21 protein-coding genes are annotated in these 25,979 nt (G+C 59.2%); 4 read left to right on the forward strand and 17 right to left on the reverse strand.

Annotated features, from left to right (window positions below; translation table 11 throughout):
• Positions 1 to 2 precede the first annotated feature (2 nt).
• Entirely contained in the window at positions 3 to 2,153 is a 2,151-nt protein-coding gene (locus HMPREF2751_RS00655; protein WP_070595137.1) for an acyltransferase family protein, read from the forward strand.
• Positions 2,154 to 2,169: 16 nt separating this feature from the next.
• Here the strand turns inward: HMPREF2751_RS00655 and ffh are convergent, their stop codons facing one another.
• Positions 2,170 to 3,783 carry a signal recognition particle protein gene (ffh, locus tag HMPREF2751_RS00660; protein ID WP_049189530.1) on the reverse strand — a complete coding sequence of 538 codons (1,614 nt, stop codon included), beginning with the start codon at positions 3,781 to 3,783 and terminating at the stop codon, positions 2,170 to 2,172.
• 605 nt (positions 3,784 to 4,388) lie between these two features.
• On the opposite strand from ffh, the gene HMPREF2751_RS00665 reads away from it, so the two are divergent.
• Together HMPREF2751_RS00665 and HMPREF2751_RS00670 are read left to right on the forward strand one after the other, a co-directional pair.
• Positions 4,389 to 5,240 (forward strand): hypothetical protein, encoded by an 852-nt coding sequence (locus HMPREF2751_RS00665; RefSeq protein WP_070595139.1) that lies wholly within the window; start codon positions 4,389 to 4,391, stop codon positions 5,238 to 5,240.
• Positions 5,241 to 5,719: 479 nt separating this feature from the next.
• A complete protein-coding gene (locus tag HMPREF2751_RS00670) occupies positions 5,720 to 6,469 on the forward strand; it encodes a hypothetical protein (RefSeq protein WP_048735495.1) in 750 nt (249 codons plus the stop codon).
• Between the two features lie 167 nt (positions 6,470 to 6,636).
• Here the strand turns inward: HMPREF2751_RS00670 and ftsY are convergent, their stop codons facing one another.
• The 16 genes from ftsY to HMPREF2751_RS00750 form a co-directional block, all read right to left on the reverse strand.
• Positions 6,637 to 8,196, reverse strand: coding sequence for a signal recognition particle-docking protein FtsY (gene ftsY / locus HMPREF2751_RS00675; RefSeq protein ID WP_049171536.1), 1,560 nt, complete (start codon positions 8,194 to 8,196; stop codon positions 6,637 to 6,639).
• Positions 8,197 to 8,243: 47 nt separating this feature from the next.
• Positions 8,244 to 11,738: a chromosome segregation protein SMC gene (smc, locus tag HMPREF2751_RS00680; protein WP_070595141.1), complete on the reverse strand. Its 3,495-nt coding sequence runs from the start codon at positions 11,736 to 11,738 to the stop codon at positions 8,244 to 8,246.
• An 88-nt stretch (positions 11,739 to 11,826) separates the two neighbouring features.
• Complete coding sequence (locus HMPREF2751_RS00685; protein ID WP_070595143.1) at positions 11,827 to 13,149, reverse strand: ammonium transporter; 1,323 nt, start codon at positions 13,147 to 13,149, stop codon at positions 11,827 to 11,829.
• Between the two features lie 255 nt (positions 13,150 to 13,404).
• Entirely contained in the window at positions 13,405 to 13,686 is a 282-nt protein-coding gene (locus HMPREF2751_RS00690) for an acylphosphatase (RefSeq protein WP_049171546.1), read from the reverse strand.
• Positions 13,676 to 15,136, reverse strand: coding sequence for an alanine/glycine:cation symporter family protein (locus HMPREF2751_RS00695; protein WP_070595161.1), 1,461 nt, complete (start codon positions 15,134 to 15,136; stop codon positions 13,676 to 13,678). The genes HMPREF2751_RS00690 and HMPREF2751_RS00695 overlap by 11 nt, the downstream gene beginning before the upstream one ends.
• Before the next feature lie 18 nt (positions 15,137 to 15,154).
• Positions 15,155 to 16,018 (reverse strand): bifunctional DNA-formamidopyrimidine glycosylase/DNA-(apurinic or apyrimidinic site) lyase, encoded by an 864-nt coding sequence (gene mutM / locus HMPREF2751_RS00700; protein ID WP_070595145.1) that lies wholly within the window; start codon positions 16,016 to 16,018, stop codon positions 15,155 to 15,157.
• Positions 16,018 to 16,746, reverse strand: coding sequence for a ribonuclease III (rnc, locus tag HMPREF2751_RS00705; protein WP_038628630.1), 729 nt, complete (start codon positions 16,744 to 16,746; stop codon positions 16,018 to 16,020). The genes mutM and rnc overlap by 1 nt, the downstream gene beginning before the upstream one ends.
• Positions 16,747 to 16,788: 42 nt before the next feature.
• Positions 16,789 to 17,349, reverse strand: coding sequence for a YceD family protein (locus HMPREF2751_RS00710; protein ID WP_070595147.1), 561 nt, complete (start codon positions 17,347 to 17,349; stop codon positions 16,789 to 16,791).
• A gap of 29 nt (positions 17,350 to 17,378) precedes the next feature.
• Positions 17,379 to 18,140, reverse strand: a complete 762-nt coding sequence (locus HMPREF2751_RS00715; RefSeq protein ID WP_049171555.1) for an SPFH domain-containing protein — start codon at positions 18,138 to 18,140, stop codon at positions 17,379 to 17,381.
• Between the two features lie 10 nt (positions 18,141 to 18,150).
• Positions 18,151 to 18,624 carry a pantetheine-phosphate adenylyltransferase gene (gene coaD / locus HMPREF2751_RS00720; RefSeq protein WP_049189535.1) on the reverse strand — a complete coding sequence of 158 codons (474 nt, stop codon included), beginning with the start codon at positions 18,622 to 18,624 and terminating at the stop codon, positions 18,151 to 18,153.
• 45 nt (positions 18,625 to 18,669) lie between these two features.
• On the reverse strand, positions 18,670 to 19,236 hold the full coding sequence (gene rsmD, locus HMPREF2751_RS00725; protein ID WP_049189536.1) for a 16S rRNA (guanine(966)-N(2))-methyltransferase RsmD: 567 nt from the start codon (positions 19,234 to 19,236) through the stop codon (positions 18,670 to 18,672).
• Entirely contained in the window at positions 19,237 to 19,509 is a 273-nt protein-coding gene (locus HMPREF2751_RS00730; RefSeq protein ID WP_049171558.1) for an acyl-CoA carboxylase biotin carboxyl carrier protein subunit, read from the reverse strand.
• A 24-nt stretch (positions 19,510 to 19,533) separates the two neighbouring features.
• A complete protein-coding gene (locus HMPREF2751_RS00735; RefSeq protein WP_049171560.1) occupies positions 19,534 to 21,684 on the reverse strand; it encodes an ATP-dependent DNA helicase RecG in 2,151 nt (716 codons plus the stop codon).
• Positions 21,685 to 21,688: 4 nt separating this feature from the next.
• Entirely contained in the window at positions 21,689 to 23,215 is a 1,527-nt protein-coding gene (locus HMPREF2751_RS00740; protein WP_048735464.1) for a DAK2 domain-containing protein, read from the reverse strand.
• Between the two features lie 6 nt (positions 23,216 to 23,221).
• A complete protein-coding gene (locus tag HMPREF2751_RS00745; protein WP_048735462.1) occupies positions 23,222 to 23,887 on the reverse strand; it encodes a uracil-DNA glycosylase in 666 nt (221 codons plus the stop codon).
• Between the two features lie 37 nt (positions 23,888 to 23,924).
• Positions 23,925 to 24,881 (reverse strand): thiamine-phosphate kinase, encoded by a 957-nt coding sequence (locus tag HMPREF2751_RS00750; protein WP_070595149.1) that lies wholly within the window; start codon positions 24,879 to 24,881, stop codon positions 23,925 to 23,927.
• Between the two features lie 112 nt (positions 24,882 to 24,993).
• On the opposite strand from HMPREF2751_RS00750, the gene HMPREF2751_RS00755 reads away from it, so the two are divergent.
• Positions 24,994 to 25,974 (forward strand): DUF3515 domain-containing protein, encoded by a 981-nt coding sequence (locus HMPREF2751_RS00755; RefSeq protein ID WP_070595151.1) that lies wholly within the window; start codon positions 24,994 to 24,996, stop codon positions 25,972 to 25,974.
• Positions 25,975 to 25,979: the final 5 nt, after the last annotated feature.

Below are 25,979 nucleotides of genomic sequence, written 5' to 3' on the forward strand. Positions count from 1 at the left end.
CTATGAAAACCACCGGCACCCAATATAGGTATGACTTGGACGGACTACGGGGCATTTCGATTGCCCTCGTAGTCCTTTTCCATGTTTACGTCGGCCGCGTTTCCGGTGGTGTGGACGTATTCCTCTTGCTCTCCGGGTTTTTCTTCTTCGGCGCGCAGTACCGCAATGCCATCAATCCCCGGCAGTCCATCAATCCATGGTGGAGCATCTGGCGCACGCTGCGTCGCCTAATCCCGACACTAGTGCTGGTCCTCTTTGCGACAACCCTGTTTGTCATTTACTTCATTCCATCGCTTCGCACGATCGACATTGCCCAGCAACTCCGCGCCAGCCTGCTCTACTACCAAAATTATGAACTGGCACTCCAGGGCTCGGACTACGCAGCCGCAGAGAGCGAAACCTCCCCACTGCAGCACCTGTGGTCAATGTCGGTACAGGGCGAGTTTTATCTCGGCTCCATTTTGCTCATCTCCCTACTCGCCTGGATGACGCGCTCACCCCAGATTGTCGGCGCGGTTACCTCACCGGTGGAGGCGAAGCGCACCGACGCTACCGGCGGTAAACTCCGCCGAATCCTCACTCCGTTGCTGGCAGTTATCACTCTCGGCTCGATTGCCTATGCCTTCTATATGCACTCCGAGAACCAGGGGTGGAACTACTACTCCACTGTCAGCCGCCTCTGGGAACTCTGCCTCGGCGCACTACTCGGACTGATTCTTGTCCGGGGATCCATCCCCATGCCCAAGCCACTTCGAGTGCTGTTAGCCAGCATCGGCCTCGCACTGGTAGTCTCCACCGGTTTCATCTTCGACGGCGCCGCACAGTTCCCAGGCCCTTGGACCCTATGGCCCCTCGGTGGTGCTGCGCTGATTATTATCGCCGGCCCTGAGGCGGGCTGGATCTCCAAGTTCCTGGCCAGCCGCCCAATGCGCGAAGTAGGCCAGAGCGCCTACGCGCTCTACCTGTGGCACTGGCCTCTTCTCATCCTGGCCATAAACTACCTCAACCGCGATACTCCGGGGCTGAAGCTTGGCACCGCAGTGATCGTCGTTTCCTTTATTTTGGCCAAACTCACCAACAAGTATGTCGAGCTGCCGCTGGCTCAATCGACTCGCCGACCGACCCGGACTCAGCCCGTCGTCGGCGATGCAATCCACGCAATGAAGCATCGTCGCCCGGCTCGTCGTCTAGCGGCAGTCGGCACTGTTGTCGTCATTGCGTTGGTCGGCATGTCCAGCCTTGTCAACGTGCAACAGGTGCGCGTCGATCGCGCCTCCGCCACCAGCCTAGATCCAGAGGTCTATCCAGGTGCACTCGCGCTTACCGACGGGTACGAGGTCCCCAAGGCAGCCACAAAGCCGAATACCGATTTCATCACGGACCTTTGGCCGGAACCTGCCCTCGATGGCTGCCTTGCGACAGGCGGTGAGGACGTCGGATACTTCCCGCCGAATCGCCGTTGGCGCGATGAGACCCAGCCGTGTGTCTACGGTGATCCAGATGCTAGTGACTCGATTGTCATCGTCGGCGGCTCGCACATGGAACATTGGTTTGCCCCGATTGATGCCTACGGCAAAAACAACGGGTACCGAGTGGTGGTTCTTCTCCGACAAGGCTGTCCAGCGACCTTAGAACCGATCCACGGAGTCGGCGATATCTGCGTGGCCTGGACTTTCGAGGCTCTGCAGAAAATTGACGAGATTCAGCCAGAGATGGTTTTCACCACTTCAACCAGACCCCTGTTCCAGGCGGACCCACCGCAGCCCGGCGACTACACACCGGATGGTTACGTTTCGTTTTTCGCTGCTCTACAAGAACGCGGAATTGATTTCTTCGCCATCCGCGATAACCCATGGGCGCTACGGGAGGACTTGGACCAATTCTCCCCCAGCGTATGCGAAGAAGCGGAAGAAGACTGCACTATCCACCGCAAAACTGCCCTAAATGCAGAAAATCCCGCTGAGGAGATTCTTGCGAACTTCCCCAACGGGCACAGTCTAGATTTCTCCGACATCTTCTGCGGTCCGACCACCTGCCGTAAAGTTATTGGCAATATCTACGTCTACCGCGACAGCAATCACATCACCGATGAACTAGCGGCCACTTTCAGTCCTGAAATGGACCGCCAGATTCAGAAGGCTCTGCGGGACTAGCTACTTCTAGTCCCCGCTACTTCTTGCCCTGTCCGAAGTCGAGATTGTTGAGGTCAAAGTCCTCCATACCTTCTGGCAGCTGATTACCCATCTGCTTCTGCAGCTTCTGCAGTTCAGCCATGCTAGGCATACCCGGTATGCCCTGCATACCTGGCATTCCAGGCATACCGGGCATTCCGCCACCGCGCATTGCCTTCGGCGGCGTTGGACCACGGTTAGCGCCCTTGCGCTTATTCTTGCCCTTGCCCTTTCGACCACGCTTGGCCTTGCGGTTCGATGGGCGACCACCGCCCATACCAAATCGGCCGGCCATCTGCGCCATCATCTTCCGCGCCTCATTGAAACGCTCGATGAGCTGGTTAACCTCTGAAACGGACACACCGGAACCGTTGGCGATACGACGACGTCGTGAAGCATTCAGAATCTTCGGATTCTCGCGCTCTTCCGGAGTCATACCGCGGATAATCGCCTCGATGCGGTCAAGCTGCTTTTCGTCGACCATTTCCGCGGCCTTGGACATTTCCGCGCCGCCGGGGAGCATCTTGAGGATGTTGCCGATTGGGCCCATCTTGCGGACCATCATCATCTGCTCGAGGAAGTCCTCGAGAGTCAGCTCACCGGAACCAATCTTCTGGGCGGACTTGGCAGCCTGCTCATGATCGATTTCCTTGGAAGCGACCTCAACCAACGTCTTTAGGTCACCCATCCCCAGGATGCGGCTGGCCATACGGTCTGGGTGGAAGACGTCAAAGTCCTCCAACTTCTCGCCCGTGGAGGCGAACAGAATCGGCTTACCGGTGACCTCACGGATAGACAGTGCAGCGCCACCGCGCGCGTCGCCATCGAGCTTGGTCAGTACAACGCCGGTGAAGTCAACGCCGTCTCGGAAGGCCTTGGCGGTCTCTACCGCGTCCTGACCAATCATGGAGTCGATGACAAACAGAACTTCATGCGGGTTGATGGCATCGCGAATGTCGCGGGCCTGCTTCATCAGAACCTCATCGATACCCAGGCGACCTGCGGTATCGATAATCACCACATCGTGGCGATGCTGGCGAGCATAAGCGAGGCCACGGAACGCGGCGTCAACTGGATTGTCCTCGCTGGTGCCCATTTCATGGGTGGAATCGAGGCTGGTGCCCGGGAACGGTGCGAAGCACGGCACGCCTGCACGCTCAGCGACAATTTCCAGCTGCTGCACCGCGCCCGGACGCTGCAGGTCACAGGCGACGAGGACCGGGGTGTGCCCCTGATCCGTGAGGTACCTGGCCAATTTACCGGCCAAGGTGGTCTTACCAGCGCCCTGCAGACCGGCCAGCATGATAACCGTTGGTGGCTGCTTCGACATATTCAGCCGTCGAGTCTCGCCACCGAGGATGTTAATCAGTTCCTCATTGACGACCTCAATAATCTGGTTTGCCGGGTTGACAGTCTGGCTGCCAATAATTTCGTTAGCGCGTTCCTTGATGCGCTTGATGAAGGTACGGACAACCTCGAGGGAGACATCGGCTTCCAGAAGAGCCAGCCGAATCTCGCGGGCGGTGGCGTTAATATCCGCCTCAGTCAGGCGGCCCTTCCCGCCCAGCCCCCGCAGGGCACCCGTCAAACGATCGGAAAGAGACTCAAACAAGTTTCCAGCTCCCCTTTTGCCTTGTTTTTTCTTAACTGTTCTACCGTACCCGCTGGATACTCCATTTGGCACATATCTACAGCTTCGCCTATCGACAACGATTGCAGCCCACCCACCCTAAATGCCCCGATTCGGGTGTAACCAATAGGAAGTAAGAAATAGCAATAGGATGAAGCTCTTTTGTACTCAAGGACGTTAGATTACTGTTCGTTATTTTAATGTGACAATTAAACGAGCCTCCAGATATGAATGCCCTACTGCATAAAGAACGTTTATCCAACCCAGTTACCACCAGCTAGGTAACAGAAAGATAACGCCAGTGGCTAGCTTTTGCTAAGGCCACCCTTAGTAAGAACCTCCCCCGGAATGGTGTAAGCCAAATAGCAAACCGGCGGCATTGCAGCAGGTCAAAGCACGCCACTGCGCACCTGATGTTATTCCTATAACTACCTCCAATACCGTTCATATATCAACCAGTTTATGGTTAATCATGAACCTAGTTAACCGCAGTTGGCCTGGTTTTATTTTCCGCCGTGCACGATGAGGGATGAACGGCGAAATCATATTCATTGGTCTCTGACCGTTTGACTCCTTGAGAGGTTTTCATGAAGAAGTTCACCACGGCTATCGCCGCCGCTGCCTTCTCCGCCAGCATGATTGCAAGCGCAGGCACCGCTACTGCACAGATTCCGGACTCAATGCCGACCGAGTGCCCCGCCGGCCAGCACTTTGAGAACGTCGGAGGCACTTTCCAGTGCGTCGCAGACCAGCCTGAGCAGGATTCCACTGACGGAATTCCGGCCCCAATGCCGGACAAGTGCCCAGACGGCCAGCACTTTGAGAACGTCGGCGGAACCTTCCAGTGCGTCGCGGACCAGGAAGCTCCTAAGCCCGAAACACCGGGCGACAATGAGTCCCAGCCGGGCGACCCCGGAAACCCAGGCATTTCTGATAAGCAGTGCCCGGAGGGCGAGCACTTCGACATGAGCAAGCCAGTTCCAGGCAACCCGAATGTCTTCGGTGTCTGCGTCAAGGACGAGGCGAAGCCGGACACTGACAAGCCAGGCACGGACAAGCCGGACACCGAGAAGCCAGGCAAGGACGGCAAGGACGGTAAGCCGGGCAAGGACGGCAAGGATGTCAAGGTAAACGTTGACATCAAGATCTCTGCTGAGTGCAAGAACGAAAACAAGTGCACGAAGGAAGAGAAGAAGGCCAAGGAAAAGGCCGAGAAGAAGGCTTCCGAGTCCAAGAAGACGACCTCTTCCGAGAATATAAAGAAGGTTTCGGACTCCAAGAAGTCTGAGCAGAATACCTCGGAGTCCAAGAAGGCTTCTTCGACTCAGAGCACTGGCCTGGCAGCCACCGGCGTTGACGCCACCACCCTGGGCGGAGCCGCTCTGGTTCTCCTTGTCGGCGGTGTCGCCGCTACCCGCATCGCCCGCAAGAACCGCTAAGAAGCTTGGGGTTCTACCCCGGTAACGAAACATAAAATGCTCCTGATGCCTATTTAGCATCGGGAGCATTTTTGTGCGCCATACCTCCGAAAAGTCATAGCTCCTATAGCCCGAAGCATAAAACCTCACAGGCACCGATTTTTTACCGAACCTCTACGCCCCATCCACCTTTCACCACCCGACACAATCAGGTACCACGCTTCGCTAGCGAAGACAGAAAAGCCCCCTACCGAGTCGACAGTGACTGGTTCTATAAACGCCCTACCCACAACGGGTGTACACACTCAGCGTTGTAAATATAAGTTCCCACTTCCCCTTACTGGGGTTTGGACAAGTCAACAATTTCTCTTTACCCCCCCCCTTCCCAAACCCATACCACCAAAGACTGTAATTAGTTATTCGAATCAAAAGTGTGAACAGTGTTCCCCCTTAAGTCCTTTGATTGCAGGGCTTTCCTATAGACATTGTGAGGTTTCCAAATGAAGAAGCTCTCTTCGACCATGGTGGCCGCTGCCGCTTCAGCCGGCATGCTCATCGGCGTTGGCGCCGCCACCGCACAGATTCCTGACCCCGCCCCGTCGGAATGCCCCGCCGGTCAACATTTTGAAAATGTTGGCGGTACTTTCCAGTGTGTAGATGACGCTGCAAATCCGGATCCAGGAGGTTCATCGAACGATGGCATTCCACCGGGCGTTGAGGACACCCAGACCTGTCCCGACGGTTCCCCGCGTGACATGAGTAAGATTGACCCGGCAACCGGGGCTTACGGTGCTTGTGGCACTTCAGATGATTCCGGCCCAACTCCGGAGCCTGATGAAGATGCCCCAGAAAATGACGGAATTCCGCCGGGAGTTGATGACACCGCAACGTGCCCCGACGGTTCCCCGCGTGATATGAGCAAGATCGACCCGGCAACCGGAGTCTACGGCTACTGTCCGACCTCCGATGACGAAACTCCGGGCGACGATGAGAACCCAGGCGATGACGCTCCGGGCGACGATGAAAACCCAGGTGACGAACAGCCCGGGGAGGACGAGAATCCTGGGGAGGAAAATCCAGGCGACAAGCCCGACACCCCTAAGAATGACGGTAAGCAAACCGGGACCAAGAACACTGGGCTAGCAGTCACTGGTGTTCAGGCGACTGCCCTCGGCGGTGCCGCTCTTGCACTCTTGGTCGGTGGCGTGGCAGCTACCCGCCTCGCACGCAAGAATTCTAAGGATTCCTAGCACAACTCTCCGCTAGATTCCTAGCACCTCAACATTAAAGGCCCCGGAGCCCCGCGTATCCTCTACAGAAATCTACGCGGTGGCTCCGAGGCCTTTATTTTTGCCGGGGGCAACGGGCGACGCTGTACTCACCAATCGATGGAAAATTCACTCATCGATGTTAGTTACTATTTGCGGCCGCCGAGCAGTGCGTCTACGAAGCTCTCCGGCTCAAACGGCGCCAGGTGGTCAGCACCTTCACCAAGGCCAACCAACTTCACCGGCACACCGAGCTCGTTTTGCACCTGGAATACAATGCCGCCCTTCGCGGTACCGTCCAGCTTGGTCAGGGCAACGCCGGTGATGTCTACTACATCCCGGAACGTACGAGCTTGCAGTAGACCATTTTGGCCAACCGTCGCGTCCAAAACCAGGATGACTTCGTCAACCTGAGCCTTCTTCTCCACCACGCGCTTAATCTTGTCCAGTTGGTCCATCAGACCGACCTTGGTGTGCAGGCGGCCGGCGGTGTCGATGAGCACCACATCAGCGCCGGACTCGATACCGTGAGCAACTGCCTCAAATGCAATAGAAGCAGGATCGGCGCCTTCAGCGCCGCGAACGGTCTCCGCGCCAACGCGTCGCCCCCAGGTCTCCAGCTGGTCGGCTGCAGCAGCACGGAAGGTATCCGCTGCGCCGAGAACAACACGGTGGCCACCGGCGACCAGTACACGAGCCAGCTTGCCCGTCGTCGTGGTCTTACCTGTGCCGTTGACACCGACTACCAGAATCACTGCGGGCTTGCCCTCGTGCGGAAGTGCGCGGATGGAGCGGTCCATCTCAGGCTTGCACTCCTCAATCAACACCTCACGCAGCAGGGCGCGCACTTGCTCTTCCGTGCTCACCTTCTGGCTGGCAATACGCTCGCGCAGCTTATCGACGACACGCTGCGTCGCAGCCGCACCGAGGTCAGCCATAACCAGGATGTCTTCAACCTCTTCCCACGCGTCCTCATCAAGGTCACCCGCGCCCAAGATGCCGAGCACAGACTGGCCAATTGCATTCTGCGACCGTGACAGACGACCGCGCAGGCGGCCCAGACGTCCCTCAGCCGGGTCGATGGAGTCAATCTGCTGTTCTGCTTCTGGCTCTGGCGTCGGCTCCGGCGCAGCTTCCGGCTCCGGCTCTGGCGTCGGTTCTGGTTCGGGAGTCGGCTCCGGCTCCAGCTCCGGTTCAGGAGCAGGAACTACCTCTACCTCAGGCTCTGCTTCGGGCTCTGGTTGTGGTTCCGGCTCGGGCTCTGATTCCTCTTCCCCGGCCGTTGGCAAATCGATTGGGATTTCCCGCATTACGCGGTCATAATCCCCCTCCATTTCGGTGGGGTTATCCGGAATAACCAGTCGACCTTCTGGTTTCAGCAGTGAACCGTCCGGCTGATCGGCAGGTATATCAGCCTGCTTTTCCTCTGGCTCCGGGGCCTGCTTTTCAATCGGCTTTTCCGCCGGTTTCGGCATCGGTTTTTCAACCGGCTGCTTCTCGCGGGTATCAGTCCCACCACCGGCCGGAGCGAAGTTAAAACCACTAGTGGCCTGGTAATTTCCAGACTTCTCCTGCTGGGTGAGTTCCTTAGTATCTTCCTTCGCAAAGGAAATGCGCTGGTTCTTCCTGCGGACATAGCCCACAACAAAGAGCAGCGCGATAATAACGACAATCGCGACGACAAGGAGTATCCACTGAGTTGGAGTCATAACTCTCATTATGCAGTATCAACGACTCTTCCTCACTTACTCCGCGCTTACTCCGCTCCTGTCGACGGAGTTGCGGATGCCGGTGACATTCGCTGCGAGATTACTCGAGTCACACCATCGCCCCGCATGGTCACGCCGTAGAGCACATTCGCAACGTCCATTGTTGGCTTCTGGTGCGTAATGACAATCAGCTGACTGGTCGCGCGGAGTTCCTCGAGCAGCGCAATAAGGCGACGCAGGTTAACGTCGTCAAGCGCGGCTTCCACCTCGTCGAGTACGTAAAAGGGACTCGGGCGCGCGCGGAAAATAGCGACGAGCATTGCCAGCGCCGTCAGCGACTTCTCGCCGCCGGAGAGCAACGACAGCCGCTTAACCTTTTTGCCCGGCGGGCGGGCTTCAACCTCGATACCTGTCGTGAGCAGGTTGTCCGGCTCGGTGAGAACCAGTCGTCCGTCGCCGCCCGGGAAAAGCGTTTGAAAGACTGCGGGGAATTCTGCCTCGACATCGTTCCACGCGTCTGTGAAGAGCTGCAGGATCGTGGCATCGACTTCCTCGACAACATCGGTGAGGTCCTGGCGGGCCTTGAGGACATCATCGAGCTGCGTGGATAGGAAAGAGTAGCGCTCCTCCATCGCCTTATACTCCTCCAGCGCCAACGGGTTGACGCGGCCGAGCACACGCAGATCCTTCTCCGCCTGTTTGAGCTGCTTCGTCACGGCTGCGCGGTCGAAGTTCTCATCAGGAGCAAAGTCCGCGAGCAGGTCATCGACAGACAGCCCCAACTGGTCGACGATGCGCTCTGCAGCCTCGGTCACGCGGACCTGCGCCTGCGCACGGGCGATGTCGCCCTGGTGCGCGGAATCCGTTAGCTGTGCCAGCTCACGTTGCGCCGCATTTGCCTCCGTCCGGGCCGCTGATAGTGCCTGCGACACTGTCTTCTTCTGCGCCTCGGCATCGTCGCGATCGGCCTCTGCCCGCGCCAACGACACGTTGACCTTCGCATGCAAATCCTCAGCCAGCTCCGCGACAACTTCTGCCAATTCGCGCTGGGCAACCTTCGCCATCTGCGCCTGCTCATGGCGGGCCTTCGCTACGCGCTCCGATGCAGCCTGGCGACGGAGCCGCTCGGCCTTGCCTCGTACACTCGACAGTCGCTCCTCTGCCGTACGCAGCGACAGACGCGCCTCTGTTTCCATGGCGCGCACAGCCGTCAGCGCCTCCGAGGCACGGTCACGTTCGCTTGTCGACGGTTCCCCCTCCTCGGGGTCACGGTCAACGCGAGCTAAGCGGTCTGCGACCACCGCCAACTCCTTCTGGAGCTTCGTTACTCGGTCCGCGGCTTCGGCTCCGCGCTGCTCAGCGCGTTCGGCATCATGCACCACGCCGGACAGCTGCGCTGTGGCCCGAGTTCGGGCATCCGTGAGGACCTTCATACGACTCTGGTGTTCACGCAGCGCAGCACGGGCGGCCGCCGCGTCCGTGCGGCGGTCCTCTTCTTCGGCCTGTGCACCGGAGAGCACACCACCGAGGTCACTCAAACGCACCTGTGCTTCTGCTAGTTCTTCGCGAGTCTTAGCAATGTCGGCGGCGATTTCCACACCTGATGCAGTGCCACCAGCACCGCCAGCTACCCAACCAGAGCCACGCAGCACACCATCGCGGTCAACAACGCGCAGTCGAGTATCCTGGGTCACCAGCTCACGGGCGACGTGCTCGTCGTCGCAGGCCACGACGTCAACGAGCAGAGAGGTCAACGAACCCGAAAGCTCCGCGGGCACTGTCACATGATCGAGCAGCCAGGATGCCTGTGCGGGCAGAGTGATGTCCAAGCGCCAAGAGTCGGATGCATCCGCAGAATTGATAACAACGGCACTGCCCTTGCCCGTGGCCACAAGCTCGTCGATAAGCGAATCTCCACTGCCCTCGCTGACCAGTGCTTCGGCGGCCGCGCCGAGGGCGGCAGTGAGCGCTTTTTCCCAGCCAGCGTCGACATCGATGACTTCAGAGAGAACGCCGAGTTCGTGTTTTTCACGTAGCCACGCGGTGCCGTCGTTGGCAGCGGCGGTGCGGGCGGTCTCCAGAGCTTCGATGCGGGCGGACAGACCTGAGACGCTGCGCTCGAGGTCGCGCTCGTCAGCGCGGAGTTCTTTCAACCGTGTAGAGGCCAGCTCTGCTTCCCGGTTGGCCTGTTCATAAGCACTCTGCAGCTCGGGACCTTCGAATTCTGCCTCGGCTAGCTCCTGCGCGGCGTTTTCCACAGCTTCGGTGGCATCGGCACGGCGTTCGTCGGCCTCATTGGTTTGCTCGGCAAGGCGTGCAGCTTCGGCCTCGGCGGCTTCCAAGCGGGTGCGCAGAGATTCTTCTGCGGAAATGAGACGAACCACGCCTTCGCGACGGTCGGCGATTGCGCGAACGGCCGCGAGGTGCTCCGCTTCGGCTTCGCGGAAAGTCTCCTCGGCATCGAAGAGCGTTTCGCGGATTTCCTCCAGTTTTTCGCGGGCCTCTGCCTCAGCCTCAGCGAGCGTGGCTTCTTCGGTGGCGGCGTCGTCGGCACGCTGCTCCAGGAAGTCCGGGTCTGGGCCTACCCACGGAGCGACGGAGTGGTCGGCCGCGCGATCGGCGGCGATGCGGGCCGTCGCTTGAATACGCTCACCGAGTGCGGAGAGACGAAACCACAAATCACGGGCAGCATCGGCAGCTGGAGTGATGTCCTCCAGTTCGGCTTCGAGTTCTGCAGTGCGCTCAGCGGCAATCTCGGCTCGCTCCGTGGCGGCCTCCACCTTTTCCTCAATGAGCTTGGCTTGACCAGCAATGTCATTGAGGCTGTCCTGCAAATCCACGAAGTCCGCGGCAGCCAAACGCAACTTGGCGTCGCGCAGGTCTGCCTGCACAGTCTGGGCGCGAGAGGCGGCCTCAGCCTGACGCTTCAGCGGTTTGAGCTGACGGGCAAGCTCACCTGTCAGATCCTGCAGACGGTCGAGATTGGCCTGCATCGACTGGAGTTTGCGCTGCGCTTTCTCCTTGCGGCGGCGGTGCTTGAGCACACCCGCTGCTTCTTCGATAAACGCACGACGCTCCTCTGGCCGCGACTCCAGAATCTGCGAAAGCCGACCCTGGCCGACGATGATGTGCATCTCGCGGCCAATGCCGGTGTCGCTGAGGAGCTCTTGGACATCCATGAGGCGGACGCGAGAACCGTTGATTTCGTACTCACTTGCGCCGTCGCGGTACATGCGACGCGTGACAGAGACTTCCTTATATTGAATGGGAAGTGCCCCATCGGAATTGTCGATGGTAAGAGTGACCTCCGCGCGCCCCAAAGGCTTTCGCCCGGAGGTTCCCGCGAAGATGACATCTTCCATTTTGCCGCCACGGAGGGTCTTGGCGGAATGCTCACCCATAACCCACGCGAGGGCATCGACGACATTCGACTTACCAGATCCATTCGGGCCGACAACTGCGCAGATGCCGGGCTCGAATTTCATCGTCGTCGCCGAAGCGAAGGATTTAAAGCCCTTCAGAGTCAGCGATTTCAAATACATGGGGCAATATCTTACCCGTAGTTACGGTTTGGAGCTGAATTACCCCAAGCACGCACCCTGTTACACAAGATTGTTTACACAGCGTTGTTTACACCACTGCCTGCTTAGTTGACGCGTAGGCCGACTCACCGTGCTGAGCGACGTCGATACCAGAATGCTCCTGCTCGCCGTGGATACGCCAACCGACGGTTGCCTTCAGGACTCGGGCAATGATGTACGTCAGCACGCCTGAGAACACCGCTGCGACGACAGCAATAATGACCTGGATGGCAAACAACTTCAGGCCGTCGATGCCACCGCCGGTAAGCAGTCCGCGATCATTAGCCAGCAGGCCAACACCAATCGTTCCCCACATAGCTGCAACCAGATGCAGACCAACCACATCCAGGGTGTCATCGAAGTTGAATTTGTACTTCAAGCCCACTCCCCAGCAACCCAGCGCACCGCCGATATAGCCCAGAATGATTGAGGTCACTGGGTTCATATCTCCTGCGGCCGGAGTAATAGTCACAAGCCCTGCGATGACACCCGAAGCGGCGCCCAGCGAGGTGGGATGCCCATCACGAATACGCTCGAGTGAAATCCAGCCGAGCATCCCCACGCACGCTGCCACCGTCGTATTCAGCCATGCCAGACCAGCGACACCGTCGGCCGCAAATGCCGAACCGCCGTTGAAGCCGAACCAGCCGAACCACAGCAGTGCAGCACCCAGCATGACGAGTGGCAGATTGTGCGGGCGATGCTGGCTGCCATCGATGGACTTGCGCTTACCGACGATAATCGCCAGCACCAAAGCGGCAGTACCAGCAGCAATGTGCACAACCGTACCGCCAGCGAAGTCAATTGGAGCGATCAATGCTTCACCGTCAGCGGTACCGAACAGCTTTGCCGACAGCCCCTCTGCCGAGTGGCTCAGCAGGCCACCGCCCCAGACCATGAAGGCCATTGGGAAGTACACCAGCGTCGTCCAGAAGCCGACGAAAATCAACCAGGTGGAGAACTTCACGCGTTCGGCCAGCGCCCCAGAGATCAGCGCTACAGAAATCGAGCAGAACGTGAGCTGGAACCCAATGTCGATGATGTTTGGGTAACCGTTCGCACTCGCAATGTAGTTGCCGTCGCCATCCGTGATTGAGTTACGCAGACCGAAGAACTCGAATGGGTTGGCAAAAACACCACCGATCGACTGCGATCCGTAGGACATCGACCAGCCCCACAGCACGTAAATGGCACCGACAACGCCGACAGCACCAAAGCTCATCATCATCATCATCATGTTGAGCACCGACTTCTGTCGCGACATGCCGCCATAGAACAGCGCGAGCGCCGGTGTCATCAGCAAAACCAACGAAGCCGAAATCAGCATCCACGCTGAGTTTCCAGACTGTGCAATTACTTCTTCAGGCGTCATATGTGCCTCCCCTGCCTGTCAGTAGGTAGTTATTAACTTAATCCACTCGCCTTTCGTATTTACGTATTCTTTTTCCCGGTTGCGTAGGTTTTTAGCGCTCTGAGACCTCTACAACGCACCAATCGACTACCTCAAGACACGAAAAATCCCCCGCCAACTGCGCAAAAACAATGACATAGAGCGAGGGATAGAACGTATTCGAATTTTTCGGATTCCTACACCGACATGGGGGGGAGGAAGGCAGTTGGCACCCGCTTAACGACGGTCAAACGTGCTCAATGCACCCTTCGGTTCCTGCCATAACGGCACCACTGCCGTCACATCGCCCGGAGTATTCGGCCCCTCAAGCCAAGCGAGCAAACTCTCACAGTCTGCCCGTGGCCCTTCAGCAACAACTAACACCCGACCATCCGGGTAGTTCTGGGCGTAACCAACCAACCCCAACTCCAGAGCCGTCGCGCGGGTGTACCAGCGAAAACCAACACCTTGAACACGACCGTGTACCCACGCGGTGAGGCGGACGTCGTTAAGCAACATCGGACTCACGCACTGTCATCGGGTCGGAACCGTCCCAGCACTCAATCTTGTCGTGGCCGCGGACGTTAGGCAGATCATCGCGGTGGAATACCGGATTAAGCCCCTTGGACTTCTGCTCGGAGTAATTCTTTAGTAGGGCGACAGCTACGCCGCCCAGCGGCAGAATGGCGATGATATTGATGGTGGCCATGAGTGCGGAGAAAGTATCTGCAAGCGACCAGACGAGCGGCACGGAACCGACAGCTCCGCCAATCACGCACAGGATGACCAGGACACGCACGGTGTTCAGGACAGCCTTGCTCTTTGACAGGAACGGGATATTCGCCTCGGCGTAGTAGTAGTTACCCACCAGCGAGGAGAACGCGAGGAAGAAGATGATAACCGTGACCGCGTGGATGGCCCACGTACCCACCTGCGCCGACAGCGCAGCCTGAGTTAACGCGGTGCCCTCCGCATCGCCGCCGAAGGTCGGATCGGACAACAGGATGATAACTGCGGTGATAGTACAGACGACCCAGGTGTCGAAGTAGACGCCCATCGTCTGGATGAGGCCCTGTTTGACCGGGTGCGACACCGACGCCGTAGCCGCCGCATTTGGTGTGGAACCCATACCGGCCTCGTTGGAGAACAGACCACGGCGAATACCCTGCATCATGGCGGTACCGACAGCGGCACCAGCGATCTCACGGATACCGAAGGCGTGCTCGAAGATGAGCTTGATCATGCCCGGCACTTCAGTGATATTGAGAGCCAGCACAATCAGACCGAGGATGATGTAGGCCACGGCCATGATCGGTACGACAATTTGCGTCACCGCCGAAATGCGCTGCACACCACCGAAGATGATGACGCCGGCCAAGATTGCCAGCACAATGCCGACGCAGAATTTAAAGATCGGCGTTCCCTGACCAGTCGACTCAGCCACAGCCGCCGTGATTGAGTTGGACTGCACCGCATTGAACACAAAACCGTAGGTCACCGTGATAGCGATGACGAAGAGCGACGCCATCCAGCGCCAGTTCTCTCCCAGCCCCTTGGTGATGTAGTACGCGGGCCCTCCTCGGTAAGAGTCCTTATCCCGCACCTTGTACAGCTGTGCCAGCGTAGACTCCACGAAGCTGGTTGCGCCACCAATCGCGGCGAGCAGCCACATCCAAAACACCGCGCCAGGGCCACCGGTGGTGATCGCCACCGCCACACCTGCGACGTTTCCGGTACCCACGCGTGAGGCTGCCGAAATTGTAAAGGCCTTAAAGGCCGAGATGCCCTTGACGCCCTCAGAAATATCAGAGGGCTTTTCAGTGATGGCCCTGAACATCTCCGGGATGTACCGGATCTGCACCATGATGGTCCGCCAACAGAAGTACAAACCTGTACCAATCAGCAGAACAATCATGAGCAGCCAGTACTTGTCATTCCAAGCATTTACCCAGTCGGTTGCTTGCTCCATGAAACTCATAAGGAAATTCTAGCGCTGACAGGTGGGACACAGATAACTCGATCTATTCCCAAATGGCAGACGGACAATTGCGCGCCCACACCTCGGGCACGGCTCCCCCGCTTGTCCATAGGCGTTCAAGCTCCGCTCAAAATAGCCGCTTTCGCCGTTGACATGCACATATAACGCATCGAAGCTCGTGCCGCCGGCCGCTAGCGCCCGTTCGAGCACGGATTGTCCCTCGCGCAAAAGCTTCGCTAAACGACGGACCGAAAGGTCACACGCCGGCACGCGACCATCGACCTTCGCCGCCCAAAGCATTTCGTCGGCATAGATGTTGCCGATACCCGACACAATGTTCTGGTTGAGCAATACGGCCTTGATCGGTGAACGCGACTTCATCATGCGGTGTGCAAGTGCAACCACATCGACGGTGGGCTCCAATAGATCGGGCGCGATCTTGGCTGCGGGTTCCGGAACCACGCGTCCATGGGATTCGACCATTTCACAGGCCCAGACCCAACCAAAGGTGCGCTGATCGTTGAAGTTGATTAGGTGCCGAGCGCCGTCCGGCAGGGCGATGTCGAAAGCGGCTCGGGTGTGACGGCCAGGCAGCGTATCGGGAGTGTACGGAGCTTCCACGCGCAATTGGCCGCTCATGCCCAGGTGGATGGCGATTGCGGAGTCGTCGTCAAGCGTGAGCCACATGAACTTGCCACGACGATCCGTAGCGACAACCGTCCGCCCGCGCGTACGACCGGTAAACTCTGCGGCACCACCGGGTTGGCGCCGCACGGCACGAGCGTTGTAGACGAAGGAATCGTCGATGCGGCCACCGACGACGTAAGTGTCGAGACCGCGGCGTACGGACTCGACTTCAGGAAGCTCGGGCATTATGCCAGTGCAGTATGTGCCTGATGCGCGGCGTGCATCTCGGCTTCCTTCTTCGTGGCGCCGGTACCGCTGCCCTTAACCACGCCGTCAACCAGCACGTCGACGTAGAAAGTTAGGTCATGGTCGGGGCCGGTGGTGCGCACAGTGTACTCGGCAGCCGGTAGTTGCTTGGCCGCCAGGCGCTCCTGCAACAGCGTCTTCCAGTCCCGACCGCGAGACTCCGTCGGGGCATCGTCAATCATCTGGTTGAACAGGCGAAGCACGGTCTCGCGGGCAACCTCAAAGCCATGCTGCAGGTATATGGCACCCAGCAGCGCCTCGGTGGTGTCAGCGAGAATCGAGTGCTTATCCGCGCCACCGGTGGCCTTCTCACCGCGACCGAGGAGAATGTGCTCCCCCAACCCGATACTGCGGGCCAGGTCAGCCAGCGCGTACATGTTCACGACACCTGCGCGCATCTTGGAAATATCCTGCTCAGCACGGTCCGGGAAGCGACGGTAGAGTTCTTCAGCAACGCACATGCCCAGCACGGCGTCGCCCAGGAACTCTAGACGCTCGTTATTGGTCAGCATGCCATTTTCATTTGCGAAACTGCGGTGGGTCAGAGCGAGCTTCAGGGACTCCTCTGGTAGTTCAACACCGAGTTTTTCCAGCAGCGGGGCGTGATCGACGGCCTCAAAGGCCGCCTTTCTAGCGGCTTCACCGGTTAGCCGACGCTTGCGGCTCATCCGTTATATCTCCTTTAAAGTCTTCGTCTAAGTCGTCGTCGATTACTTATCGTCCCCGAGCGAGCCAAACTTTTCCGCCAGGCCAGCCCAACGCGGATCAATGCGCTCCTCTTCACCCGAGATGCCGTCTGGCTCCGGCACTTCTGAGTCCGACTCAGCACAGCTGGAATCGAAATCCAGACAGGTCGGATTGAAGGGCAGATTCAAGCCCGCCTCATCGATGACGGCTTGAGTGATATCCACCGTATTGTCGACGATCTGGCCAACTTCGTCCTCAAGGTCTTCTTCCTCGGCATCGTCGCCTGTGATGAAGTCCTCGTTGTTGGAAAAGACAGCCGAAATGTGGAAGCTGAGCTCCGGATTCAGCGGGGCTAGGCAGCGGACACACTCGCCGGTGGCCTTGGCAGTCACAGTCGCGTCAACCATGACACCACTGCCGAGGTTCGTGACAATGCCGTCAACGACAACCTCCTCGCCAGCGGCGATGCCAATCATCTCGACACCAACGCGGACGGGGCTATCGCCTACCTTGCGGAACTGCTCGGGCATGCCGCCCTGCAGACATGTCGAAACGTCCAGAACAAATGGGGATGAGTCAGTCATGATAGACCTCAGTCTACCCCGAAGATGCGCTAACGCTCGTACCGGCGGCGTTCCTGCCCCTCGGAGAAGGAAGACGGCGCGCTCTGTGCCCCTGCACCACCGCCGACGGCACCGGCCCCCGAACGCAGTACCGAGCGATTGCGACCGACATTACGCAGGGTCTCCTGGAGAGTCTGTTCAAACTCGGCGAGCTTGGAATCAACGTAGCGGTCACACTCTTCACGGAGGCGAGAGGAATCCGCGTGTGCGTCGGAAAGCAGACGATTCGCCTCGTCGTTGGCTTCGCGGACGACCGTTGACTCAGCGACCAGGCGAGCCTGCTCCTCGCGGCCTTCCGCAACGGAACGCTCGTAGGATTCGTTACCAGCGTGAATCAGGCGATCGGACTCGGCAGAAGCACGATCCACAATGCTGTCGTACTCGTGCTGAGCATCCTCGCGGAGGCGACGGGCGTCGTCCTCAGCGGCCGCGACGGTGCCAGCTGCGTGGGCATTGGCATCCTCGACGGTGTGGTTAGCGCGGGCCTCGGCCTCGTCGACAATGCGATGGGCTTCTTCATCCGCAGTCGAAATGGTGTTGTTCGCCCGGGCTTCAGCATCGTTGATAATCTCATCCCGCTGGTCCAAGACATCCTGCGCGTCATCGAGCTCAGCCGGGAAAGCATCCCTCAGCTCATCGAGCAACTCGAGAACACGCTGACGCGGAACCATACAATTGGCCGACAGTGGCACGCCGTGTGCCTCTTCTAGGATCTGGACCAGTTCATCAAGAGATTCGAAGACGCGAAACATGACTTACATGCTACTTCAGTCGGCGCTGCAGGGCGTGCAAGACAGGCTCAGGAACTAGCCCTTCCACCGAACCGCCGTAGCGAACAACTTCCTTCATCAGTGTCGACGACACATGACCGTACTTCGGATCAGCTTCCACAAAGAGAGTCTCAATGCCCGTCATGCGCCGATTCATCTGCGCCATGGGAGCCTCGTACTCGTAGTCCGCCGCCGAGCGCAGCCCCTTGACCAGGCAGGAGATGCCCTGCGCGGAGGTGTAGTCAACCAACAGCTTCGACCAGGAGTCCACCTGCACATTGTCCAAGTGCTGCGTGCACTGCCGAATGAGGTCCATGCGCTCTTCGACATTGAACATGCCCTGCTTATTCGGGTTGTGGGTAACCAGCACGGTCACCTGATCGAATTGGCGCGCGGCACGCTCAATCACATCGAGGTGACCAGAGGTCATGGGATCGTAGGAACCGGGGCAGCATGCGTGAGTCATAGAGGTCAAACCACCTTTGGCCGTCGTAAAGCGTAAAGAAGAACGTTAAGCGTTGTAGATAGCGGTGTCGAAGCGCGCCAAACCGTGAATGCGACGCTTCAGCTTCTGCTGGAGCTGTTCGTAGCCCTCGGGCCACTGCGTCTCCTCGTCATCGCGGTGACGCTCCACAGTCACGACCGCGCCCGGCGCGAGGAAGCTACGCAGCGCCTCGAGCATCTCTGTAACGGCCTCCCCCACCAACTCATAGGGCGGATCCGCGATGACGCGGTCAAAAGGCTCGCCCGGCGCGCCCGCAAGGTACGACGACACTTTCATCGGAGACAGGGCCACATCGGGATGCCCCACGGTGCGAATGTTCTTTTCAATAGCGGCAATGGCGTTCGGATCGTTTTCCACCAACACGACGGAACGCGCGCCGCGAGAAGCCGCTTCCAAACCGAGCGCACCCGAGCCAGCAAACAGGTCGAGAACGCGAGTTCCCTCTAGCCCAAAGCGTGTGGACCAGGAGGAAAAGATGGCTTCCTTCGCGCGGTCACTAGTTGGCCGAGTGGTCTCTCCCTTAGGCGCGACTAGCCTACGACCGCGTGCCTCACCTGCAATAATGCGGGTCATCTACTTCCCTTCGTGCGATGTGTTCTCGTTGCCGTTGTGCTGTGCCGTGGCGCTGTGAGTTGCTGGCGTGATTCTTGCCAGCAGCTGACCGCCTTCGACATCCACAAATTGATCTGCCGCCACCTCCGCGACCGTGCCCGGGCAGGGCGCTAAAACCGGCGCTTCTAGCTTGACGGCCTCCACGACCGCAATAACCTGACCGGTCGTCACCGAGTCTTTCTCGGCGACCTCCCAGCGGACTACTCCTGCAAAAGGTGCACAGACATCTACCATGCCCAACAGTCTACTTTGGTCTTACTAGGAGCGGTCCAAGTAGTTCGACTGCTCTTCATCGATATCGGAGATAAGCTCTCCCACAAGCCTCTCATCAACATCGAGAAGAGCCATGGCATCATGTCGGGTGCGCTCGATGATTTCGCCGTCGGTGGTGAGGTCCACCAGGCCGAGGCCGGTTGCCAGTCCCGATTGGTCATCGCCGAGCAGATCGCCGAAACTACGCGTGGCCAGGTCCAGCTCCGCCAGTTGAATGCCGTCGGTGGTGGCGGCAATGCGGTCCAGCCGGGTGCGCTCCGGTGTCTGCGAATGCGTGTGTGTACATAGGAAGCACAGGCCACCACGGTCACCACGGCCGACACGACCGCGCAGCTGGTGAATCTGCGAGATACCGTAGCTCTCGGCGCGGCGAATCATCATGATCGTGGCCTCTGGTACATCCACGCCGACTTCGATAACTGTGGTGGACACCAGCACATCCAGCTGTCCTGTGGCAAAGGCCTGCATCACGCGGTCTTTGTCCTCCGGTGCCATATTGCCGTGCAACTGACTGATACGTACACCGGGCAGTTTTTTCCTCGCTCGGTCGAACACCGCCTCCACGGACTCGTCGAGGAACTGTTCCTCATCGCGGGTAATGCGGGGACAGACAATGAAGGCGCGGTTGCCCTTGGCCACTTCTTCCCCAATCCGCTCCCAGGTTCGTGCCTCCCAGCGCGGCTTTTCCAGCGTCGGTACGACAAAAGATTGGATCTCCTGACGTCCCCGTGGCAATTCCGTCAACTGCGAAACTGCGAGGTCGCCAAAAATGGTCATCGCTACCGTGCGCGGAATCGGGGTTGCCGACATCACCAACAGATGCGGTGTCATTCCACCCCGTCCCCTGCTTCGCAGCTGATCGCGCTGGCGCACACCAAAGCGGTGCTGCTCATCGACGACCACCAGCCCGAGATCGAAGAACTCCACGCCCTCACTGAGCAGGGCATGCGTGCCGACGACAATGTCAGCCTCCCCGTTGACTGCCTCCAACAGGGTTGCCCGGCGCTCCTTCGTCGACATCGATCCCGTCAACAGTCGTACAGTCACTGCTACTCCGGCTTGCTCCAGCATCGCTGTCAGCGATCGGTAGTGCTGTTGGGCCAGGACTTCCGTCGGCGCCAGCATCGCGCACTGCCTGCTGGAATCGACTGCTTGCAGCATTCCCAGCAGGGCCACCACGGTTTTACCCGAGCCAACTTCACCTGCTAGCAGGCGGTTCATCGGGTTAGACCTCGCTATATCCTGCGCGATATCGGCTGCGACCGCGACCTGACCGTCGGTAAGCGAAAACGGCAACCCCCGGCGTAGCTCGTCGCGAAGTCCCCCGGCGACTTCCATGCAGGCCGGAGCGGTGAGACTCGCTTGAGTACGCTTGCGTGCACCAACGGCGAGCTGGAGCTCAAGCGCTTCGTCGTACTTCAGTCGGGCAAGCGCGATGTCGGGGCCCGCGATGGAGGGAAAGTGTGCGCCACGCAGTGCGGAGTCGAAATCGGTAAGTCCCTCCGGCGTGGCGGGCAATGGGTCTGGCTGCAGCGGTAACCATTCGAGGATGCGCTGCATGTACAGAGCCAGGTGAATACCCGCTACTCCTTTACGGCCACGGTAAATGGGCAGATAGGGGCGCGTGAGCAGCCGCTGCATCTCCGCAATCCCCTTGGCTGTCTTCGTCAGTGTGGCCAGCTTGCCAGTGGCTGCGCCTACCGAACCATCGGCTTTAAGCACCATGCAATCAACATTTTTCAGCTGTAGCTCATTGCGGAACTCGCTGAGCGTGCCAACAATGAGCAGACGCACACCGGGGTGCAGCATATTGCGCAGCCATTCAGCACCGAAAATCGCGGCCGGAAGAATGCGCACGCCGTCGCTGACATAGATTTTCAGTGGCTTGCGTCGGTCGGCGAAGGCGGGCGCTGGCGAAATGCTGTGCACCTCCACGACTGTGGTGATGGTGTCGCCAATGTCGGAAAACGACACATCTAAGCTCTTACCCTGCGCCACGTAGCGCTTCGGGAAATTCGTCAGCGCATCCGAGACGGTCTCCATACCAAAAGCCGTATGCAGCTTCTTTGCAGTCTTTGGCCCCACCACGATATTCAGGGGCGTGCGCGCATAATCCGAGCCGAGCCATCCGAGCATCGCGCTACTCGATTCCTACCTGCACCAGCTCATCGATGCCGGTCGCATCATAGGCTACGACCTCCACAGGCTTGTCCAGCCGCGCCCGCACTTGCGCTATGTCCACGCCCTCAGCTCCGCGCCCGAGCAGCAGAGTCACTAGTTCCCCGCCGCCAGCCAACAGGTCTGAGATGGTCTCTGTGAGCGCGTCAGTCAGGGGCTTATCGACGTCCGCAGCGACTACAGCCGTTCGCGTGCCATTGGCAGCCTCTCCCATCGCATACGCAGCAACCGCCAGCGGCAGCTCAGCCGAATGCACGGCCAAGGCAGCAAGGCCAGCCGGAATGGAGTCTGTGGACACTACCGCGAGAGTCGGATTAGCCGCAGCAGCAGCGAATTCGATATCCGCCAATTCCTGGTCGCTGACCAGCCCATTTGGCAGCAGGATAACCTCGTCCGCGCCCCTCATGGCAGTCAGTGCCTTGGTGACCACATTGTCAGCGAACTCCTGGTCGGCGATGGCTGCGCGATCTGTGGGAGTGGATGTGGGAGTCGGAGCGGGGGTCGGGCTGATAGCAATCGCCCCAGAGGAGGTGATGAGATCATTCAGCGGACCATCCGGCACTACCGCAATGAGGATGCGAGTGGAGTCAGGTGTTGTCTCCGGCTCATCGAGCACCTCGATACGGATGCGTTCCGGACGACCGAAGTCAAGTGCTGCCTCGATAACCGCGCCCGGCTCCACTGTGTGGATATGCACCATGTACTGCGCGGTCTCCGCATTACCAGCATCACCTGCGATGATGAGCGAATTGCCCAGCGGGTTCAACCGCTCTCGCAGCGCTTCCACCGCCTGGGTATCCGCCAAGGAAATCAGGTACATGACCTCCATCTCAACGGTGGCTACGTGTGGCGCGTCGACATGCAAATCGACCGGTGCGGCTGCGCGGCCGCTGACTTCGTCGGCAAGCGCGTCGAGCAGAATGACCAACCCCGCGCCGCCGGCGTCGACCACGCCCGCCTGCTGCAGTGCCGGGAGCTGGCTGGGGGTTTTCGCCAGCGCATCGCGAGCGGCATCCGCGATCGTGTCGGCGAGCTCCTCAATCGAGTCGCCCTCAAATTCCTCCGCGGCAATCGCGGCGTGCCGCAGGACTGTCAGAATCGTGCCCTCCACCGGATTGGCAATCGCTTGGGAAACATGTTGCACAGCTAGCTTTAGCGAGTGTTGTACCGACTCAACGCCAATGCCACTACCGGAGGCAGCCTCAGCCACCGCGCGAAAAACCTGCGAGAGCACAGTGCCCGAATTACCGCGGGCGCCGCGCACTGCACCGGCAGCTAGGGCCGCGGTGACTGCGCGAACATCGGAAGCGTCAGCCTTTTGCGCTTCCTCATAGGCCGAACTCAACGTCGCGAGCATATTCGACCCGGTATCGGAATCCGGTACTGGGAAGACATTGAGACTGTTGATCTCATCGCGGCGGGATTGAAGCGCGTCAATCCCCCGGGCAACCCAGCCGACAATGGCGGCAGAACCAATCTGCAAAGACATGAATTCCTATTCTAGCGTCCAGTCGATAGGGGTAGCTCCCTGACGAATCAGCGACTCATTGGCCCGGCTGAACGGACGCGACCCGAAGAACCCACGGGATGCCGACAGCGGTGACGGGTGCGGCGAACAGATGCAGTCCACGCCGGGGAGCCAACGCTGCAAACTCTGCGCGTCGCGTCCCCACAGAATGGCCACGAGAGGCTGATCACGGGCGACCAATGCTTTGATGGCATGCTCCGTGATTGCCTCCCAGCCCTTACCGCGGTGCGAGGCAGCAGCACCCGGGCGCACGGTCAGTACACGGTTGAACAGGGCCACGCCCTGCCTACTCCACGGAGTGAGGTCACCGTTGGAGGGAGTCGGGAGCCCCAGGTCGGAGGAGTACTCCTTAAAAATATTCGCCAACGACCGCGGTACCGGCTTCACATCCGGCTGGACCGAGAAGCTAAGCCCCATCGCATGCCCCGGGGTCGGGTACGGGTCCTGACCGATAATGAGCACCTTGACCTCATCGAATGGATAAGTAAAGGCGCGCAGCACATCGGTGCCCGCGGGCAGGTAACCGTAGCCGGCCGCGTTCTCCTCGCGCAGGAACTGCCCCATCCGGTGGATGTCATCGGCCACTGGCTCCAGCGCCTTCTGCCACCCTTCTTCGACCGGCAACGGATCCATGTCATGCAGCCTTTCTTCTCAAAACCTCTTCGAACTCTTAAAAGGAAACCCAACCGGCATCGCGGGCAGGAGGTTTGCCGTCGATAAGCACCGAATCGAACTTTTCCTTCGACACCGTACCGATAGCGCGGAACCCCGTCGGAGGCTCCCCCGGCGTCGAACCGATCAGTGTATGGTCCTCCCCTCCGGTGAGCACCCACTCCCACGGGTCGATGCCCAGGTATTCACCAGCGGCAATCTGCAACTTATCGGGCGCAATAGCACTGCTGTCAACTTCCAAAGTAACCCTGGAGGCCTGCGCAATAGCGCGGAGATCCACCACCAGTCCATCGGAATTGTCCGTCAGTGAACGCACACCTGTGGCTCGCGCCGTGGCACCCCTGCGATATTCAAATTCGGGCGTACAGTGTGCTGCCACCAGCTGCGCAAACTCACTCGGAACCTTTGCCGGGCTTCCGCAGTGCTGCAGCAGCGCAAGGCCCGCAGCAGAGTAGCCGATGCGTCCCGACGCAATCACCGTATCCCCCGCGCGTGCTGCTGAGCGCAGCAGCGGCCGCCCAAGCCCACCGAGTTCGCCCATCGCACTGATGGAAATCACCAGAGAATCTCCGCTGACCATGTCACCACCGACGAGCTCCGCCGGACATTGCTTGCCTTCCTGCCACAACCCCTCGGCGATACCGGTGACCACACTCACCGGAGTATGCAACGGTGCTGAGATGGCGAAAAGCATGGCCGTTGGACGCGCACCCATCGATTCGATATCGGCGAAATTCTGTACTGCGGCCTTAGCTCCAACTTGCTGAGGTGTCGACCAGTCCAGGCGGAAATGGCGCCCTTCCACCAACATGTCGGTGGAAGTGACAAAACGGGCGTTGGGGGTTGTCTGCGTCAAGACGGCGGCATCGTCGCCATTGCGTGCCGACGGGGCGATAGCCCGGATGGCCTCAATGACCCCAAACTCGCCAATATCGCCAATGGTCAATTCAGTCACAGTGTCGAGTCACATTCCTAATAGTCGATGGTTAACCGTTAATAGCGGAACCCGTCTCGGTATTGCCCCCCAACCAATTGGAGTTGGTACCGGACAACGTAGAATCAGGCCCATGGTAGACGCACCCCCATCGGGAGAAACAGTTCAGTCCAAGGGTAGCCGGACACGCGCGGGCATCGCACTCGCTATCGCCATTATCTCTATCCTCGGCATTATTTTTGCCGCAAAGATTTACCAGGATAATCAGGCAACAAAGCCAGTCGCGATTTCCAACCCGGAGCTCCCCGCTAATGACTCGCCCGAGTGTGCGGAACTGCTCGACCGACTGCCAGATCGCGCCGCAGGTCTGGTTCGCGCCGACATTGCAGAGCCGGCTCCAGAAGGCGCCGCTGTGTACCGAAACTTGGAACAAGACCGCATCACGCTGCGCTGTGGCGCGAACGTACCTAGCCAGTACAACGAGCTGGCTAAGACCGAAGAGGTCAAGGGCATTTCGTGGCTGCGTGTTGTCGACAGTACCGACGAGTCTTTGGCGACTTGGTTCACCGTCGGTCGTGAGCCAGTGGTTGCGATTACCGCCGAAGGAAATGCAAAGGCGGAGGACGCACTGCGTGATCTCGCCGAGGCGCTGCGCCCGGATTCCGAGTACAAGAACAAACCGGAGCGAGGCGGTGTCCCGCTGGCAGAATTGGCAGCTCCGGAAGCTGATAAGCGCTGTAGCGGCTTGGAAGCTGCCCTCCCCCGCGATCTCGGCAACCGTCACCGTCTGAGCGCAGAGGAAATGCCGGCTGACATGCCGAGGGACATGGTCATTTGGGGCGGTACCCCAGCCGATCCGGTGGTGCTGCGCTGTGGTGTCGACGAGCCAGCTGGCTACAGCACCACCACGCAGCAGCTAACACAGGTTGGTGACATTGTCTGGTTCAACGAACCAACGCTGTCCTCCGGTACCTCCGCCACCTGGTACGCCATGGGGCGTGAACGCTTCGTCGCCGTTGAAATGCCAATGTCGGAGGCCAGCTCGCTGATGCCGGTGCTCTCCTCGGTCATCGCTGACAACCTGGAGAACATCTCGCCGAGCGAAGAGAAGTAAGAACC

Source organism: Corynebacterium sp. HMSC063G05 (assembly GCF_001810555.1).
In the GTDB taxonomy this organism is placed as follows: domain Bacteria; phylum Actinomycetota; class Actinomycetes; order Mycobacteriales; family Mycobacteriaceae; genus Corynebacterium; species Corynebacterium jeikeium_D.

What these genes read in the sequence shown, in the direction of transcription:
- HMPREF2751_RS00655 (WP_070595137.1), top strand. Translation starts at nt 3, where the DNA reads ATGAAAACCACCGGCACCCAATATAGGTATGACTTGGACGGACTACGG.
- HMPREF2751_RS00665 (WP_070595139.1), top strand. Translation starts at nt 4,389, where the DNA reads ATGAAGAAGTTCACCACGGCTATCGCCGCCGCTGCCTTCTCCGCCAGC.
- HMPREF2751_RS00670 (WP_048735495.1), top strand. Translation starts at nt 5,720, where the DNA reads ATGAAGAAGCTCTCTTCGACCATGGTGGCCGCTGCCGCTTCAGCCGGC.
- ftsY (WP_049171536.1), bottom strand. Translation starts at nt 8,196, where the DNA reads ATGACTCCAACTCAGTGGATACTCCTTGTCGTCGCGATTGTCGTTATT.
- smc (WP_070595141.1), bottom strand. Translation starts at nt 11,738, where the DNA reads ATGTATTTGAAATCGCTGACTCTGAAGGGCTTTAAATCCTTCGCTTCG.
- HMPREF2751_RS00685 (WP_070595143.1), bottom strand. Translation starts at nt 13,149, where the DNA reads ATGACGCCTGAAGAAGTAATTGCACAGTCTGGAAACTCAGCGTGGATG.
- HMPREF2751_RS00690 (WP_049171546.1), bottom strand. Translation starts at nt 13,686, where the DNA reads ATGTTGCTTAACGACGTCCGCCTCACCGCGTGGGTACACGGTCGTGTT.
- HMPREF2751_RS00695 (WP_070595161.1), bottom strand. Translation starts at nt 15,136, where the DNA reads ATGGAGCAAGCAACCGACTGGGTAAATGCTTGGAATGACAAGTACTGG.
- mutM (WP_070595145.1), bottom strand. Translation starts at nt 16,018, where the DNA reads ATGCCCGAGCTTCCTGAAGTCGAGTCCGTACGCCGCGGTCTCGACACT.
- rnc (WP_038628630.1), bottom strand. Translation starts at nt 16,746, where the DNA reads ATGAGCCGCAAGCGTCGGCTAACCGGTGAAGCCGCTAGAAAGGCGGCC.
- HMPREF2751_RS00710 (WP_070595147.1), bottom strand. Translation starts at nt 17,349, where the DNA reads ATGACTGACTCATCCCCATTTGTTCTGGACGTTTCGACATGTCTGCAG.
- HMPREF2751_RS00715 (WP_049171555.1), bottom strand. Translation starts at nt 18,140, where the DNA reads ATGTTTCGCGTCTTCGAATCTCTTGATGAACTGGTCCAGATCCTAGAA.
- coaD (WP_049189535.1), bottom strand. Translation starts at nt 18,624, where the DNA reads ATGACTCACGCATGCTGCCCCGGTTCCTACGATCCCATGACCTCTGGT.
- rsmD (WP_049189536.1), bottom strand. Translation starts at nt 19,236, where the DNA reads ATGACCCGCATTATTGCAGGTGAGGCACGCGGTCGTAGGCTAGTCGCG.
- HMPREF2751_RS00730 (WP_049171558.1), bottom strand. Translation starts at nt 19,509, where the DNA reads ATGGTAGATGTCTGTGCACCTTTTGCAGGAGTAGTCCGCTGGGAGGTC.
- HMPREF2751_RS00735 (WP_049171560.1), bottom strand. Translation starts at nt 21,684, where the DNA reads ATGCTCGGATGGCTCGGCTCGGATTATGCGCGCACGCCCCTGAATATC.
- HMPREF2751_RS00740 (WP_048735464.1), bottom strand. Translation starts at nt 23,215, where the DNA reads ATGTCTTTGCAGATTGGTTCTGCCGCCATTGTCGGCTGGGTTGCCCGG.
- HMPREF2751_RS00745 (WP_048735462.1), bottom strand. Translation starts at nt 23,887, where the DNA reads ATGGATCCGTTGCCGGTCGAAGAAGGGTGGCAGAAGGCGCTGGAGCCA.
- HMPREF2751_RS00755 (WP_070595151.1), top strand. Translation starts at nt 24,994, where the DNA reads ATGGTAGACGCACCCCCATCGGGAGAAACAGTTCAGTCCAAGGGTAGC.